A 14,926-nucleotide genomic window follows, 5' to 3' on the forward strand; every position below is an offset into this window, starting at 1 on the left:
TAATAGTATTTTCATTGTAAGATACCTAAACTGTCATTATTTCAGCCTATTCAGCATATAAGGCCATTTCATTTATGCGTCCACTTAGTACCTCTATTTTACTTTCTAGGGTGCCATTCTTGAAGATATTATAGACTCTTTACACCTACGATACAGCATTTTGCACTAACGAATAGGTTGTTATATTGAAATTTCTCAGGATATCATAGATATTTATGGTAACTTTGAACCGCGGAAAAGTGGTATAGATTGCGGTGTAATGAAGATTATCTGTTAAAGATTGATTCTAACACACCTCTTTTTATTGTGTGGTTTTGTCAACCTATATTGCCCGCAGGACTACGAGAAAAATATGTACCTATAATAAATTTGTTGTAAGCTATGAGTAAAACTATAAGTTTATCTCAACTGAAAGAGAAGTTTCACGACGGTATGAGCGTGATGATTGGAGGATTCCTTGCAAATGGTACTCCAGAAAGGATTATTGACGCTCTCGAGGAGAGTGGTGTAAAAGGCCTAACGATAATTGTCAATGATACTTCCTATCCTGATCGTGGATGTGGTCGCCTTATCGCTAATAAGCAAGTAAAGGAGCTCTACGTATCTCATATCGGTACTAATCCCCATACTGCAGAGCAGATGAATAGTGGTGAACTACAGATACACTTCTGCCCACAAGGTACGCTGGCTGAACAAGTGCGTGCTGGTGGTTGTGGCCTAGGTGGTGTACTAACCTCTACTGGTCTAGGTACAGATGTAGCAAAGGGAAAAGAGATTATCACTGTGGATGGTAAAGAATATCTACTAGAGAAGCCTCTAAGAGCCGACTTCGCATTTATCAAGGGAAGTATCGGTGACGATATGGGGAATCTTGTATACAAAGGGACGACCCAAAACTTCCAGCCTCTAATGGCTATGGCAGCTGATACTGTAGTGGCAGAGATTGAGGAGAAGGTAGCTACGGGTGATATTGCTCCTGAGGCTATCCATACCCCTGGTATCTTGGTCGACTTTATTGTAGAGTAACTAGGCAGAGAAACTCTTTGTAAGACGAATACATTATAATATAATAATAAATTAATCATTGCTTTTTATGGAAAAGGTCAACCCAAAGTCTTTGATTCGTCTGCGTATGAGTAGTGCAGATGCTCACTATGGCGGTAATCTTGTAGACGGAGCTAGAATGCTTCAGCTTTTCGGTGACGTTGCTACAGAACTTCTTATCATTCAGGATGGTGACGAAGGTCTATTTGTAGCTTACGATAATGTAGAGTTTAAGGCTCCAGTATTTGCTGGCGATTATATCGAGGCAGAAGGAGAGCTAGTAAGTGTTGGTAACTCATCACGTAAGATGGTATTTGAGGCACGAAAAGTGATCAGACCACGTACTGATATTAGTGCTTCTGCTGCGGATGTGCTAGAAGAGCCAATCGTAGTATGCCGTGCAAGTGGTACATGTGTTGTGCCCAAGGACTGCCAAAGAAAGAATAAGTAAAATGGACAAACTAATTATAACTGCTGCCATCTGTGGCGCAGAGGTAACAAAAGCCGATAACCCAGCTGTGCCATACACCGTAGAAGAGATGGTACGTGAGGCTAAGAGTGCATATGAGGCTGGTGCTGCTATCCTCCATGTACACGTGAGAGAGGATGATGGTACCCCTACCCAGAGCAAAGAAAGGTATAAGGTAGTCATTGATGCTATCCTGAAGGAACTCCCTGACGTTATCATCATCCCATCAACTGGTGGCGCTGTTGGTATGACAGCAGATGAGCGTCTACAACCTACTGAGCTGATGCCAGAGATGGCTACGCTAGATTGCGGTACTGTAAACTTTGGTGACGAGGTATTTGAGAATACTCTCCCTATGATGCGTGCTTTTGGTAAACGTATGTTGGAGAATAATATCAAACCTGAGTACGAGTGCTTCGACATGGGTCATCTCGAGGCAGCTGTTAATATGGCAAAGAAAGGTCAGGCTCCTGGATCACCAATGCAATTTAATTTTGTGCTTGGCGTCCCAGGAGCTTCTTCTGCATCTATCACTAACCTCTTATGGTTGGTCAATGCGATGCCAGAAGGATCTACTTGGACTGCTACAGGTATCGGACGTAACGAGTTCCCACTAGCTGCGCATGCTATTGCCATGGGTGGTCACGTGAGAGTAGGTTTTGAAGACAACCTCTATATCTCAAAGGGCGTGCTAGCTAAGTCAAATGGTGAACTTGTCGCTAAAGTAGTAAGAATAGCAAAAGAACTTGGTAGGGAGATTGCAACCCCAGCAGAGGCTCGTGAGCTCCTATCCCTCCCAGCAAAGAAGTAAGTAATAAATATACACATATAATAAAGAAAGGAATTATGGCTCAGAAACATGGAAATAGGTATGGTACACATAGGGTGATCGAACCAAAGGGTGTACTTCCACAGCCAGCTAATAAGATTGACAACAACATGGATGAGATCTACGACAATGAGATCCTCATCGATGTACAAACCCTAAATATTGACTCAGCTAGCTTTACTCAGATTGAGGAGCAGGCTGGTGGCGACAAGGCAAAGATTGCCGAGATTATGATGGGTATCGTAGAGAAGCAGGGTAAGCACCGTAACCCAGTGACTGGTTCAGGTGGTATGCTTCTTGGCACTGTAGAGAAGATCGGTGATGCTCTTAAGGGCAAGATTGATCTTAAGGAAGGCGATAAGATTGCTACTCTAGTATCTCTATCCCTTACTCCACTTCGTATCGACAAGATCAAGGATATCCGTCCTGATATCGACCAAGTTGATATTGATGGTAAGGCTATTCTATTCGAGAGTGGTATCTATGCTAAGATTCCTACCGATTTGCCAGAGAATCTTGCACTCTCAGCACTTGATGTAGCTGGTGCACCTGCTCAGACAGCTAAGCTTGTAAAGCCTGGTGACACTGTATTGATTATCGGTGCTGGTGGTAAGAGTGGTATGCTCTGCTGCTATGAGGCAAAGAAGCGCGCTGGCGTAACTGGTAAGGTAATCGGTGTTACTCACTCACAGAGGAGTACTGAGAGACTACAGAAGCTAGGTTTCTGCGACGTCGTATTCTCTGCTGATGCTACTCAGCCAGTACCTGTAATGGAGAAGATCTCAGAGCTTACCGATGGTAAGATGTGTGATGTTACCATTAACAACGTAAATATCACCGATACAGAGATGACCAGTATCCTATGTACCAAGAATGATGGCGTAGTATACTTCTTCTCTATGGCAACTAGCTTCACTAAGGCTGCACTTGGTGCAGAAGGTGTAGGTAGCGACGTGACTATGATCATGGGTAATGGTTATACCAAGGGTCACGCAGAGATTACGCTTCAGCTACTTCGCGAGAGCAAGGAGCTAAGGGATATCTTTACTGAGCTTTACGCATAACTGGAGGAGATACTTTTACTATGAACAAGAGTAGAAGGGCGTATTATTTCCCAGAAGTAACCGATGAGGAGTGGAATGACTGGCATTGGCAGCTCAAAAATAGGATTGAGACCGTAGAGGATCTTCAGAAGTATGTGTCGCTAACTGATGAGGAGGTAGAGGGTGTACGTAGTACCCTTAAGATGCTCCGCATGGCGGTTACTCCATATTATATTAGTCTCATTGATCCTAATGACCCTAACGACCCTGTAAGAAAGCAGGCTGTACCTACTGCCAAGGAACTAGTTATCAGCCCAGAGGATCAGATTGACCCACTGAGCGAGGATGAGGATTCACCTGTACCTGGTCTTACTCACAGGTATCCAGATAGGGTGCTATTCCTTATCACTGATATGTGTTCAATGTACTGCCGCCACTGTACGCGCAGACGCTTTGCTGGTCAGAAGGATGCTTCTGCACCTAGAGAGCGTATTGATAGAGCACTTGAGTATATCGAGTCGGCTACAGAGGTAAGGGATGTGCTCCTCTCTGGTGGTGATGCACTTATGGTAGGTGATAAAAACCTTGAGTATATTCTCCAGAGGCTAAGAGCTATCCCTCACGTAGAGATAGTGAGAATAGGTTCTCGTGCTCCCGTGGTACTTCCACAGAGGATTACTCCAGAGCTGGTACAGATGCTTGCTAAGTATCACCCAGTATGGCTGAATACTCACTTTAATCACCCTAATGAGATTACAGAGGAGTCAAAGTTGGCATGCGAAAGGCTAGCTAATGCTGGTATCCCTCTAGGTAATCAGTCGGTGCTACTTCGCGGTATTAATGACTGTCCAAATATCATGAAGAAGCTCGTTCATGAGCTTGTGAAGATTAGAGTAAGACCATACTACATTTATGTATGTGATCTTTCTCAGGGTATCCGTCACTTCCGCACACCAGTGTCTAAGGGTATTGAGATTATTGAGGCGCTCAGAGGTCATACCTCAGGCTATTGTGTACCTACCTTTGTGGTAGATGCTCCTGGTGGTGGCGGTAAGATTCCAGTGATGCCTAACTATGTGATTTCACAGTCACCACGCCGTGTGGTGCTGCGAAATTATGAGGGTGTGATTACGACCTATACCGAACCAGAAGATTATGAAGAGGGTACTTGTAACTGTGAGGACTGCTCTAAGGGTCGTGATGGTGTAGCATCCTTGCTTGCTGGAGACAAGCTTTCACTTTCGCCTACTGAGTTGGCTCGTAAAGAGCGCACTAAGAGGGTGAAGGGACTTGACAAGTAATTGGTGATTTTGGTCTTACTTGTATTTTCTGTCGTCTATGCCTTTTATTGATAAAGTACTTGGTCTAAAGAGCCTATCAATCGTAGGAACGGCTAAGAATACAGGTAAGACCGAAACACTCAACTATATTCTCAAGCGCCTGGCTTCTGTCGCTCCTGAGAGAACTATTGGTCTCACCTCTATAGGACTAGAAGGAGAGAGAAGGGATCAGGTTACTCAGACAGAAAAACCTGAGATTACACTCAGGACAGGAAGCCTTTTTGTGACAGCAGAGAGTTACTATCGGCAAAAAGAGTTGTCGGCTGAAGTCCTAGGAGTAGAGAGACGGTACACGACTTCTACTGGAAGACTCATTTATGCGAGAGTGAAGGGTAGGGGAAAGGTACTTATTGCAGGACCTCCTACAACTCAAGGTCTCAGAAAGGTTGTAGATGAGATGACTAATATAGGGGCAGACTTGGCGATTATTGATGGTGCTTTATCAAGAAAGTCATTGGCATCTCCTGTCGTAGCGGAGGGACTGGTTTTGGCAACAGGTGCCGCACTTTCGGCCCAACCAGACCATCTGATTCAGCAGACGAAACATCTGGTAGCGCAGATTAGGCTTCCTGAACTGCCCAATCGGATGTTAGCAGCACGCTTGGAACAAGCGGATAATGGCATAAGGGTGGTTACCAAGGATGGTGAAGTGATTGATCCTGGCTTCGCTTCGGCTTTGTTGCCTGCATTATGGGAAGATAGCAAATGGAGAGAAGGAAGAGGTCTATTATTTATCTCTGGATCAGTGCACGATACTCTGCTTGATAGAGTACGTCAGTCTTCAGTGTTTGATGGTTTGATTATCAGAGACTTTACAAGGCTATTTGTATCAGGAAGAGCTATGAGGAGCTTCCTAGATAGTGGTAAACAGCTCTTTTGCTTAAATAAGGCACAGTTATTAGCAGTGACCTTTAATCCACAATCTCCAAGTGGGTTTAGGATGCATTCAAAAGAGATGTGTGATAGGCTCTCCCAAGAACTGGGGTTGCCAGTTTATGATATTAAGAAGGTAGATGAAAGTATTTCGTGAAGCGTTGGAGCAGGTCAAGGGCTTGCGGTTTGTGTTTGAAGAGATGAATTTCGCTTCAAGCATTGGTCGTCAGGTAATGTTGTCCTCTGCTTGGATGACGGACATAGACGAAATTAATCATGAACTGGATCAGGTTGCTCGGTTTGTTGACTACATAGATGTAGGAAAGGGCGTAGATTTGTTGGCACTTCAATTGTCTGAAGTGGTGAACATAATGGGGTCTATTGATATCTTAAGGCAAAGGGGAGTAACATGTAGCGATGTTGATCTTTTTGAGATTAAGAAACTCGCTCTTATAGATGAGAAGGTGAGGACTATTGCTCTTGAATATCAACTAGAGCTGAGAGATAGACCATCACTATTTGGAGTACTTGCAATTCTAGACCCCAAGAGAGAGAGACTACCAAGTTTCTATATTGAAGATGATTGGCATCCGGAGTTAGGGCAGATACGTCGTGAGATAGAACAGTCTAAGGATGAGGATGATTGTGGCGAACTAAACCGAAGGCTCTCTGTGATTGAAGCAGAGGTTCGCAAGAGGCTTACTAGTGAGCTTCGTACGTTTGCTGCTAGTCTTGAGACGGTACTACAAGCTCTTGCTATCGATACCATGGTTTTGGCTAAGGCACAATGGGCAAGAGATAATAAGGCTTGTCGCCCTGTTCCAAGTGTGGAGGGAAAAACAACAATAGACAATATAATCAACCCAGAAGTGGCGGATCGCTTGAAGCAGATAGGGAAGGAGTTTCAGCCCGTGTCTATTTACTTCGTGAGCGAACCTACATTAATTACTGGGGCAAATATGGGAGGAAAGAGTGTACTGCTTAATTCTGTGGCACTAGCACAGAACTTGATGCAGTTTGGTATGTATGTACCAGCAACAAAAGCTCATCTTACAGTGGTGGATGAAGTTGCTTGCTCAATTGGAGATGGAGAGAATATGAAACTAGGTCTCTCCTCTTTTGGAGCTGAAATGCTTCGACTAAATCAAATCATAGAGAGCGCAAAGAAAGGGAAGAAATTGCTCGCTGTGATTGATGAACCAGCTAGGACTACTAATCCTGAAGAGGGTTTTGCACTTGTTTCCGGTCTTGTAAAGATATTGGAGAAATACGGCGTGAAGTCTTTGATAACTACACATTATAGTGGTATCCCTTCAAACGGTCAAAGATGGAGGATAAAAGGCTTTATTGAGCAGGGAAAGGTACATGACCTAAAGGTAAACCAGCTGGAGCATTTTATGGACTATAGTCTTATGGCTGATACTGGCGATAGTGTGCCGAGAGAGGCTTTCAGGATAGCAAGACACCTAGGGGTAGATGAGGAATATTTAGATTTAAGCAACAGAAGTTTTAGATCAATAGAAAATGAAAAGTAAAGTTGGAATTGACTTTAAGAAGGTCGAAAAGGCAAGAGGTGCAGCAAAGGCAATCGCCGAAGATGTCCAGACCTTTGTAGATGAGTATACTACAGTGGCTGTAGAACGTACTCTATGCCGTTTTGTCGGTATTGACGGAGTGGATGGATACCAAGTGCCACTGCCCAACGTTGTGGTAAATCATCTATTAGAGGAAGAGGCACTAGTGAATGGTGCGCTGTTCTATTTGGCAAATGCAGTGGCGGCAACAGGTAAGACGCCCCAAGAGGTTGCAGAAGCTGTCTCTGACGGAAAGATAAAACTTACACAATATCCAGCTCTAAGTGAAGAAAAGGTAGCAGATACATTGGCACCATACATTAAGGCAGGTATGGAGCGAATCGCAGCTAATCGAGCACGAAGGGAGAAGTTTATCAGGGAAGTAGGTGAGGGACCTCAACCTTACTTATACGTGATTGTTGCTACTGGTAATATTTATGAGGATGTAGTACAAGCTCAGGCCGCTGCTCGGCAAGGTGCAGATATTATTGCGGTTATTCGTACTACGGGACAGAGCCTTCTTGACTACGTGCCTTATGGTGCAACGACCGAGGGTTTTGGAGGTACATTTGCAACCCAAGAGAACTTCCGTATCATGCGTAAAGCGCTTGATGAAGTAGGGGCAGAAGTGGGTAGGTATATCCGCCTCTGTAACTATTGCTCTGGTTTATGTATGCCTGAGATTGCCGTTATGGGTGCTTTTGAAGGTCTTGATGTGATGCTTAACGATGCACTTTATGGTATCCTCTTTAGAGATATCAATATGAAGCGCACTATTGTAGACCAATATACAAGTCGTGTAATCAATGGTTTTGCAGGTGTTATCATCAATACAGGAGAGGACAACTATCTTACAACTGCCGATGCATTGGAAGAAGCTCATACAGTATTGGCTTCTGACCTTATCAATGAGCAGTTTGCACTGAAAGCGGGTATCCCAGAGAATCAGATGGGACTTGGTCACGCTTTCGAGATGGATCCAGAGGTTGAGAATGGCTTCTTATACGAATTATCTCAGGCTCAGATGACTCGCGAGATATTCCCTAATGCTCCATTGAAGTATATGCCGCCTACAAAGTTCATGACTGGTAATATCTTTAGAGGTCATATCCAAGATGCACTTTTCAATATGATAGGTATCTGGACACACCAAGGGCTTCAGCTACTTGGTATGCCAACGGAGGCTATCCACACACCATTTATGAGCGACCGTTATCTCTCTATTGAGAATGCTAGGTATATCTTCAATAATATGAAGTCTATTGGCGATGAGGTAGAGTTTAAGGAAGGTGGTATAGTGCAGAGCCGTGCCCAGAAAGTACTAGACAAAGCCTTGGATCTGCTCGAGAGTATCAAAGATGAGGGATTATTTATTGCACTATCAAAGGGTATTTTTGCTGATATCAAGCGCCCACAGGATGGGGGTAAGGGACTCGATGGCGTGAAAAGGAAAGGGGATCGCTATTACAACCCTGTATTGGAACTAATGAAGAACTTTAAGATTGAGGGCAAGCTATGAGCGGAGGACTTTATTCAACAGAAGACAAAAGCTTTGATAGGACATTAGACCTAACTAAGATAAAACCATACGGCGATACCATGAATGACGGTAAGGTACAGCTAAGCTTTACCCTACCAGTTCCAAAAGGTGCCGAAGCAGAGGAGGCTGCAAAGTTATTACTAAAAGAGATGGGACTACAGAATCCCATGGTTGTCTTCTCAAAAGAGCTCGCAGAGGGCTTTACTTTCTTTAATTGCTATGGTAGTTGTACACACACTGTAGACTATAGCAATATCTATGTGCCTAAAGTGGAGTCTACCACAATGTCTATGGAGGAAACAGATGATTTCATCCGTACTCATCTCGGTAAAACCATAAAGGTATTAGGCGCTAGTACTGGTACTGACGCACATACCGTAGGTATCGATGCTATTATGAATATGAAGGGCTTCGCAGGTCATTATGGGCTTGAGAGGTACGATATGATTGAGGCACGCAACCTTGGTAGCCAAGTTCCTAATGAGGAGTTTATAGCAAAAGCTATCGAGTTCAATGCTGATGCTATCTTGGTATCTCAAACAGTGACTCAGAAGGATGTACATATTAAGAATCTAACAGAACTTATCGAGATTGTCGAGGCGGAAGGGCTACGTGAGCGTATGATTGTGTGCTGTGGTGGTCCTCGTATTACCCATGAGCTAGCAAAGGAGCTTGGTTATGATGCTGGCTTTGGCGCTAATACCTATGCCGATGACGTTGCCTCATTCATCGCTCAAGAAATGGTTCGTAGATCTGAATTCAAAGAATAATATAGTGAAACACATATACTAAAGACTTAATGTTATGGCATTAGACAAACAACAAATCAGAGAGGTGATTGCCAAGAGAGTAGCTTTGGAGCTAAAGGATGGTAATGTGGTGAACCTCGGTATTGGTCTTCCTACTATGGTGCCCAATTATCTTGCAGAAGATGTGCATGTCATGCTACAAAGTGAGAATGGCATGATAGGTATCGGTTCGGAGCCAGAGGAAGGTCAAGTAGATCCAGACTGGATTAATGCTGGAGGTGGTGCTATTACCACCGTTCCTGGTGCAGCTACTTTCGATAGTGCTACATCATTTGGTATTATTCGCGGTGGGCACGTTGATGTCAGCGTCTTGGGAGCCCTCGAGGTAGATGAAGAAGGAGACCTAGCCAATTGGATTATTCCAGGAAAGCGCGCACCTGGTATGGGTGGTGCTATGGACTTGCTCGTCGGTACCAAGAAGGTAATCTTAGCTATGGAGCACACCGCTAAGGGTAGCCCTAAGATACTTAAGAAGTGCCATCTCCCTCTTACAGCTAAAGGACAAGTAGACATGATTATCACCGAAATGTGTGTCATCGAAGTCCGTAAGGGTGAAGGTCTATGGGTTACAGAGCTATACGACGGTGTTACTCGCGAAGAAGTTCAGGCAGCTACCGAAGCAGAGCTTCATTTTGCCGAGAATATCCAACCAATGAGGCAGTAAAGACTTCGTTAGTCAAGTAGGATTATTCACATTATATACGAATTATGAATTTTAATTACACACCTCAAGAAGAACTCTTCTTGCAGATGATTCGAGAGTTTGCTGAGAAAGAGGTAAAGCCCCTAGCGGCTGAGATTGATGAGCAAGAGCGCTTCCCAATTGAGACAGTTGAGAAGATGAGCAAGCTTGGTCTTATGGGTATCGCAATCCCAAAAGAGTATGGTGGCGCTGGTGCTACCAACCAAATCTACACTATGGCAGTAGAGGAGTTAAGTCGTGTTTGTGCTACTACAGGTGTAGTGGTATCGGCTCACTCTTCACTTTGCTGTGATCCTATTAAGCAATTTGGTACAGAAGAGCAGAAGCAGAAGTATCTCCCTAGGCTAGCTAGCGGAGAGTGGATTGGTGCTTTTGGTCTTACAGAGCCAAACGCTGGTACTGATGCTGCGGGTCAGCAGACCTTTGCTGTAGAGGAAGAGGATCACTACGTACTCAATGGCAATAAGATCTTTATCACCAATGCAGAGTACGCACACGTTTATATCATCTTTGCCATGACTGATAAGAGCCTTGGCAATAAGGGTATTTCAGCATTCATTGTAGAGAAGAACTACCCAGGCTTCTCTGTCGGTAAGAAGGAGCTCAAGATGGGTATCCGTGGTTCTGCTACTTGTGAGCTTGTTATGGAGAACTGTATCGTACCAAAAGAGAACCTTCTAGGTAAGATTGGTGAGGGCTTCAAGGTAGCTATGAAGACACTCGATGGAGGCCGAATCGGTATCGCTTCTCAGGCATTGGGTATTGCACGCGGTGCTATGGATGAGACAGTTAAGTATACCAAGGAGCGCAAGCAATTTGGTAAGAGCCTCTCTAAGTTCCAGAATACTCAATTCCAGCTTGCAGATCTAGAGGCACGTATCGAGTGCGCATCTCTTCTTGTTCGCAAGGCTGCATGGTGCAAAGACAATGGTCTACCATATTCAGTTCCTGCAGCTAGGGCTAAGCTCTTCTGTGCAGAGACAGCAATGGATATGACTACTAAGGCTGTACAGTTCCACGGTGGTTACGGTTATACACGTGAGTATCCAGTAGAGCGTATGATGCGTGATGCCAAGATTACAGAAATCTACGAGGGTACCAGCGAGGTACAGCGTATGGTTATTGCTGCTAATCTATTGAAGTAAATTGATATAAGACTATTCTGATATGAAGATTATTGTTTGCATAAAGCAAGTACCAGATACCACTGAGATTAAGCTTGATCCAGTAAAGGGCACCCTAATCCGTACAGGAGTCCCAAGCATTATGAACCCAGACGACAAGGGCGCTCTAGAGCAAGCTCTTCTCCTTAAGGATAAGTTTGGCGCGGAGGTTCACGTTATTACCATGGGACCACCTCAGGCAAAAGCTATTGTTTATGAGGCATTCGCAATGGGTTGCGACAAGGGTTTCTTAATTACCGACCGTAAGTTCGGAGGTGCAGATACCCTAGCTACTAGCTACACTATCTCACAGGCTATCAAGTCTCTTGAGCATTACGATATTATCTTGGCTGGTCGCCAGGCAATCGATGGTGATACCGCACAGGTAGGTCCTCAGATGGCTGAGCAGCTCGACCTCCCACAGATTACCTACGTAGAGAACGTAGAGTTTGATGGAGATAAGAAGCTTACCGTTACTAAGAATGTAGAGGATGGTCACGAGGTGCTAGAGGTAGAGCTTCCATGTATGCTTACCTTCTTGGCTTCTGCATACCAACCACGCTACATGAATGTATCAGACATTATGACCGCCTTTGATAAGGAGATCGTAGAGCTCAACTTCGGTTCGTTCCCTGTAGACGAGGCTCGTTTGGGTCTCAAGGGTTCACCTACCAACGTGAGCAAGTCCTTCACCAAGGGTGCTAAGGCAATGGGTACACTCTATGAAGATATGACGCCAGAAGAGGCTGCCGACTTGATTCTAGAGAAACTACAGGAGAAATTCATCATCTAAGAGACACTATGGAACAATATAAAGGAATACTAGTATTTGCTGAGCAGCGCAATGGCGTAATTCAAAACGTCGCTTTTGAGCTCATCGGAAAGGCTCGCGAGCTTGCAGACTCTATCTCAGAGCAAGTTACAGCTATCTTGCTGGGTCAAGGAGTAGGACAGCTAGCTGATCAGCTTATCCATGCTGGAGCTGATAGAGTATTGGTAGTGGATCATGAGCTACTCAAGGATTATATCACTGAGCCATATACTGAGGCTATCTTTCATGTAGTAAATACCTACAAGCCAGAAATCGTGCTTATCGGTGCTACTACTATTGGTCGTGACCTAGGTCCAAGACTATCATCAAGGCTTCAGACAGGTCTTACAGCCGATTGTACTGGTCTTGAGATCAATGAGGAGCGTAATCTACTCATGACTCGTCCTGCATTCGGTGGTAACCTAATGGCTACTATCATCTGTAAGAATAATCGTCCACAGATGTCTACAGTACGCCCAGGAGTAATGCGTCGTAAGCCAAGCGATAATACTCGTACGGGTGTTGTAGAGCAGGTTTCTGTTCCATTCGACGTAGAGAAGTGCCGCAGAGTAAAGCTCGTAAGAAAAGAGACTGAGGCTAAGACCCTTGTAGATATCACAGAGGCAAACGTCCTAGTATCTGGTGGTCGTGGTGTAGGTACTGGCAATGGCTTCAGTAAGCTCCAAGAGCTTGCAGAGACCCTCAATGCCGAGGTATCTTCATCAAGAGCAATGGTTGATGCCGGTATTATCGGTCACGAGCGTCAGGTAGGTCAGACAGGTAAGACCGTTCGCCCTGATCTATACCTCGCACTTGGTATCTCAGGAGCTATTCAGCACCTTGCAGGTATGGAGGAGAGCGAGTATATCCTTGCTATCAATAAGGATAAGTATGCTCCTATCTTCCAGGTAGCTGACCTCGGAATTGTCGGTGACCTACACAAGATTGTGCCAGTCCTTACTCAGAAGATTCAAGCTCTTCAGGATAAGGAGCGTTGATATGGCGGACTTCAAGACTATTAAGGTTGAGGTGAGTGGTGCTATTTGCACCCTCACCATCAATCGTCCTGAAGCTCTCAATGCCCTCTCTACTCAGGTACTTACAGAGCTAGAGCAAGCTATTGATCATCTTCCCGATGCTAAAGTATTAGTCGTCACAGGAGAGGGTCGTAGTTTTGTTGCGGGTGCAGATATCAGCGAGATGGCAAGTTTCTCGGCAGAGCAGGCACTAGCATTTGGCGCACAGGGTGCCAAGGTATTTCGCAAGCTCGAGCTTCTTGATATCCCTGTAATTGCTGCCGTCAATGGTTTTGCCCTAGGGGGAGGATGCGAGCTAGCCATGGCTTGTGATATTCGTATTGCTTCCGACAAAGCGAAGTTCGGACAGCCTGAGGTAGGGCTAGGTATCCCTCCAGGATTTAGTGGCACACAGCGCCTTCCTCGGCTGGTAGGGGCTGGTATCGCTTCCGAGCTCATCTTTACCGCACGAACTATCAAGGCAGATGAAGCTCTAAGAATAGGCTTGGTCAATCAGGTTGTTGAGGCAGAGCAATTGATGCCCACCGTTATGTCTATTGCCGAGGAAATCTCTACCAAGTCGCCACATGCTGTTGCTCTTTCCAAGAAAGCCATCCAGCGTGGGCTACAAGCAGATATCGACACTGGTATCGCTATTGAGAATTATCTTTTCAGTAATGCTTTCGCCTCTTCCGAGCAAAAGGAAGGCATGGCGGCATTTTTAGAGAAAAGGAAACCAAACTTTTGAGCCTCTTGGGCTCATAAACACACACATGTTATGAAGATAGTAGTATTAGGAAATGGCACTATGGGTGCTGGCATCGTACAGACTATGGCTCAGAAAGGGCTTCCTGTGACGATGAAAGGTCGCTCTACTGAGTCGCTAGAGCGCGCTATGGGTCGTATGTCTAAGGGACTAAATCGACTAGTAGAGAAAGAAAAGATGACAGCCGATCAGATGCAGAATATTCTGAATCAGATTACTATCACCACAGACTTTGAGGATATCAAGGATGCAGACCTTGTTATCGAAGCGATAAGCGAGGAGATGGAGGTGAAGAAAGAGACCCTAGCTCACCTTTGCTCTATCCTCAAGCCAGAAGCAATTATCGCTACCAATACCTCTTCACTCTCTATTACAGAGCTCGCTTCTGCTACAAAGCGCCCAGAGAAGGTTATTGGTATGCACTTCTTCAATCCAGTACCAGTAATGAAGCTCGTGGAGGTAATCACTGGTCAGGTAACTAGCGAGGAGACCCTCAATGTAGTAATGGAGCTTTGCCAAAACCTCGATAAGGTAGCTGTGAAGGTAAATGAAGCACCAGGCTTTGTGGTTAATAGGATTCTTATCCCTATGATTAACGAGGCTGTAGGAGCTTATGCCGATGGTATTGCTACAGTCGAGGAGATTGATACTGCTATGAAGCTAGGAGCCAATCATCCTATGGGACCACTACAATTGGGCGACTTCATTGGGCTCGATGTATGTCTCGCAATCATGGAGGTGCTCTTCAATGAGTATGGCGATCCAAAGTACCGCCCACATACCCTCCTGCGCAAGATGGTTCGTGCGAACCAACTAGGTCGTAAGACCGGTCGTGGTTTCTACGACTATTCTAAGTAATCGGATTACAGAAAAGAGTAGCCCTATTCAAGTCAATTGAGTAGGGCTTCTTTTTTTGTCTCATGGTTTCCAACGAAAAAGGTCGAGG

Annotated in this window: 15 protein-coding genes; all 15 read left to right on the top strand. The window is 44.9% G+C overall.

The features are described from left to right. Positions 1-381: 381 nt before the first annotated feature. The 15 genes from IX315_RS08350 (at position 382) to IX315_RS08420 (ending at position 14,838) form a co-directional block, all read left to right on the top strand. On the top strand, positions 382-1,026 hold the full coding sequence (locus IX315_RS08350) for a CoA transferase subunit A (protein ID WP_134849526.1): 645 nt from the start codon (positions 382-384) through the stop codon (positions 1,024-1,026). A 67-nt stretch (positions 1,027-1,093) separates the two neighbouring features. Next, on the top strand, positions 1,094-1,495 hold the full coding sequence (gene kal, locus IX315_RS08355) for a 3-aminobutyryl-CoA ammonia lyase (protein ID WP_018357937.1): 402 nt from the start codon (positions 1,094-1,096) through the stop codon (positions 1,493-1,495). Position 1,496: 1 nt separating this feature from the next. Beyond that, positions 1,497-2,324 (top strand): 3-keto-5-aminohexanoate cleavage enzyme, encoded by an 828-nt coding sequence (gene kce / locus IX315_RS08360; protein ID WP_018357938.1) that lies wholly within the window; start codon positions 1,497-1,499, stop codon positions 2,322-2,324. 35 nt (positions 2,325-2,359) lie between these two features. Then, a complete protein-coding gene (gene kdd / locus IX315_RS08365; protein WP_018357939.1) occupies positions 2,360-3,406 on the top strand; it encodes an L-erythro-3,5-diaminohexanoate dehydrogenase in 1,047 nt (348 codons plus the stop codon). Positions 3,407-3,426: 20 nt separating this feature from the next. Then, complete coding sequence (gene kamA, locus IX315_RS08370) at positions 3,427-4,686, top strand: lysine 2,3-aminomutase (protein WP_211837359.1); 1,260 nt, start codon at positions 3,427-3,429, stop codon at positions 4,684-4,686. Positions 4,687-4,723: 37 nt separating this feature from the next. Continuing rightward, positions 4,724-5,755, top strand: coding sequence for a lysine 5,6-aminomutase reactivase subunit KamB (gene kamB, locus IX315_RS08375; protein ID WP_211837360.1), 1,032 nt, complete (start codon positions 4,724-4,726; stop codon positions 5,753-5,755). Further along, positions 5,739-7,133, top strand: a complete 1,395-nt coding sequence (gene kamC, locus IX315_RS08380; protein WP_211837361.1) for a lysine 5,6-aminomutase reactivase ATPase KamC — start codon at positions 5,739-5,741, stop codon at positions 7,131-7,133. Before kamB ends, kamC begins: the two co-directional genes overlap by 17 nt. Next, positions 7,123-8,691: a lysine 5,6-aminomutase subunit alpha gene (gene kamD, locus IX315_RS08385; protein WP_211837362.1), complete on the top strand. Its 1,569-nt coding sequence runs from the start codon at positions 7,123-7,125 to the stop codon at positions 8,689-8,691. The genes kamC and kamD overlap by 11 nt, the downstream gene beginning before the upstream one ends. Continuing rightward, entirely contained in the window at positions 8,688-9,482 is a 795-nt protein-coding gene (gene kamE / locus IX315_RS08390; protein WP_211837363.1) for a lysine 5,6-aminomutase subunit beta, read from the top strand. Before kamD ends, kamE begins: the two co-directional genes overlap by 4 nt. Before the next feature lie 34 nt (positions 9,483-9,516). Beyond that, positions 9,517-10,185, top strand: coding sequence for a 3-oxoacid CoA-transferase subunit B (locus IX315_RS08395; RefSeq protein ID WP_018357945.1), 669 nt, complete (start codon positions 9,517-9,519; stop codon positions 10,183-10,185). Positions 10,186-10,229: 44 nt separating this feature from the next. Then, positions 10,230-11,369, top strand: coding sequence for an acyl-CoA dehydrogenase (locus tag IX315_RS08400; RefSeq protein WP_211832309.1), 1,140 nt, complete (start codon positions 10,230-10,232; stop codon positions 11,367-11,369). Positions 11,370-11,391: 22 nt separating this feature from the next. Beyond that, positions 11,392-12,180, top strand: coding sequence for an electron transfer flavoprotein subunit beta/FixA family protein (locus IX315_RS08405; protein ID WP_018357947.1), 789 nt, complete (start codon positions 11,392-11,394; stop codon positions 12,178-12,180). An 8-nt stretch (positions 12,181-12,188) separates the two neighbouring features. Then, the gene (locus IX315_RS08410) at positions 12,189-13,196 is read left to right on the top strand and encodes an electron transfer flavoprotein subunit alpha/FixB family protein (protein WP_018357948.1); all 1,008 of its coding nucleotides are present in this window, start codon (positions 12,189-12,191) and stop codon (positions 13,194-13,196) included. 1 nt (position 13,197) lies between these two features. Then, a complete protein-coding gene (locus IX315_RS08415) occupies positions 13,198-13,962 on the top strand; it encodes an enoyl-CoA hydratase-related protein (protein ID WP_018357949.1) in 765 nt (254 codons plus the stop codon). Between the two features lie 30 nt (positions 13,963-13,992). Continuing rightward, entirely contained in the window at positions 13,993-14,838 is an 846-nt protein-coding gene (locus IX315_RS08420; RefSeq protein WP_018357950.1) for a 3-hydroxybutyryl-CoA dehydrogenase, read from the top strand. Positions 14,839-14,926 lie beyond the last annotated feature (88 nt).

Source organism: Porphyromonas levii (assembly GCF_018206105.1).
Taxonomy (GTDB): Bacteria; Bacteroidota; Bacteroidia; order Bacteroidales; family Porphyromonadaceae; genus Porphyromonas_A; species Porphyromonas_A levii.

Coding starts and splice junctions, on each gene's coding strand:
- IX315_RS08350 (WP_134849526.1), top strand. CDS start 382: ATGAGTAAAACTATAAGTTTATCTCAACTGAAAGAGAAGTTTCACGAC.
- kal (WP_018357937.1), top strand. CDS start 1,094: ATGGAAAAGGTCAACCCAAAGTCTTTGATTCGTCTGCGTATGAGTAGT.
- kce (WP_018357938.1), top strand. CDS start 1,497: ATGGACAAACTAATTATAACTGCTGCCATCTGTGGCGCAGAGGTAACA.
- kdd (WP_018357939.1), top strand. CDS start 2,360: ATGGCTCAGAAACATGGAAATAGGTATGGTACACATAGGGTGATCGAA.
- kamA (WP_211837359.1), top strand. CDS start 3,427: ATGAACAAGAGTAGAAGGGCGTATTATTTCCCAGAAGTAACCGATGAG.
- kamB (WP_211837360.1), top strand. CDS start 4,724: ATGCCTTTTATTGATAAAGTACTTGGTCTAAAGAGCCTATCAATCGTA.
- kamC (WP_211837361.1), top strand. CDS start 5,739: ATGAAAGTATTTCGTGAAGCGTTGGAGCAGGTCAAGGGCTTGCGGTTT.
- kamD (WP_211837362.1), top strand. CDS start 7,123: ATGAAAAGTAAAGTTGGAATTGACTTTAAGAAGGTCGAAAAGGCAAGA.
- kamE (WP_211837363.1), top strand. CDS start 8,688: ATGAGCGGAGGACTTTATTCAACAGAAGACAAAAGCTTTGATAGGACA.
- IX315_RS08395 (WP_018357945.1), top strand. CDS start 9,517: ATGGCATTAGACAAACAACAAATCAGAGAGGTGATTGCCAAGAGAGTA.
- IX315_RS08400 (WP_211832309.1), top strand. CDS start 10,230: ATGAATTTTAATTACACACCTCAAGAAGAACTCTTCTTGCAGATGATT.
- IX315_RS08405 (WP_018357947.1), top strand. CDS start 11,392: ATGAAGATTATTGTTTGCATAAAGCAAGTACCAGATACCACTGAGATT.
- IX315_RS08410 (WP_018357948.1), top strand. CDS start 12,189: ATGGAACAATATAAAGGAATACTAGTATTTGCTGAGCAGCGCAATGGC.
- IX315_RS08415 (WP_018357949.1), top strand. CDS start 13,198: ATGGCGGACTTCAAGACTATTAAGGTTGAGGTGAGTGGTGCTATTTGC.
- IX315_RS08420 (WP_018357950.1), top strand. CDS start 13,993: ATGAAGATAGTAGTATTAGGAAATGGCACTATGGGTGCTGGCATCGTA.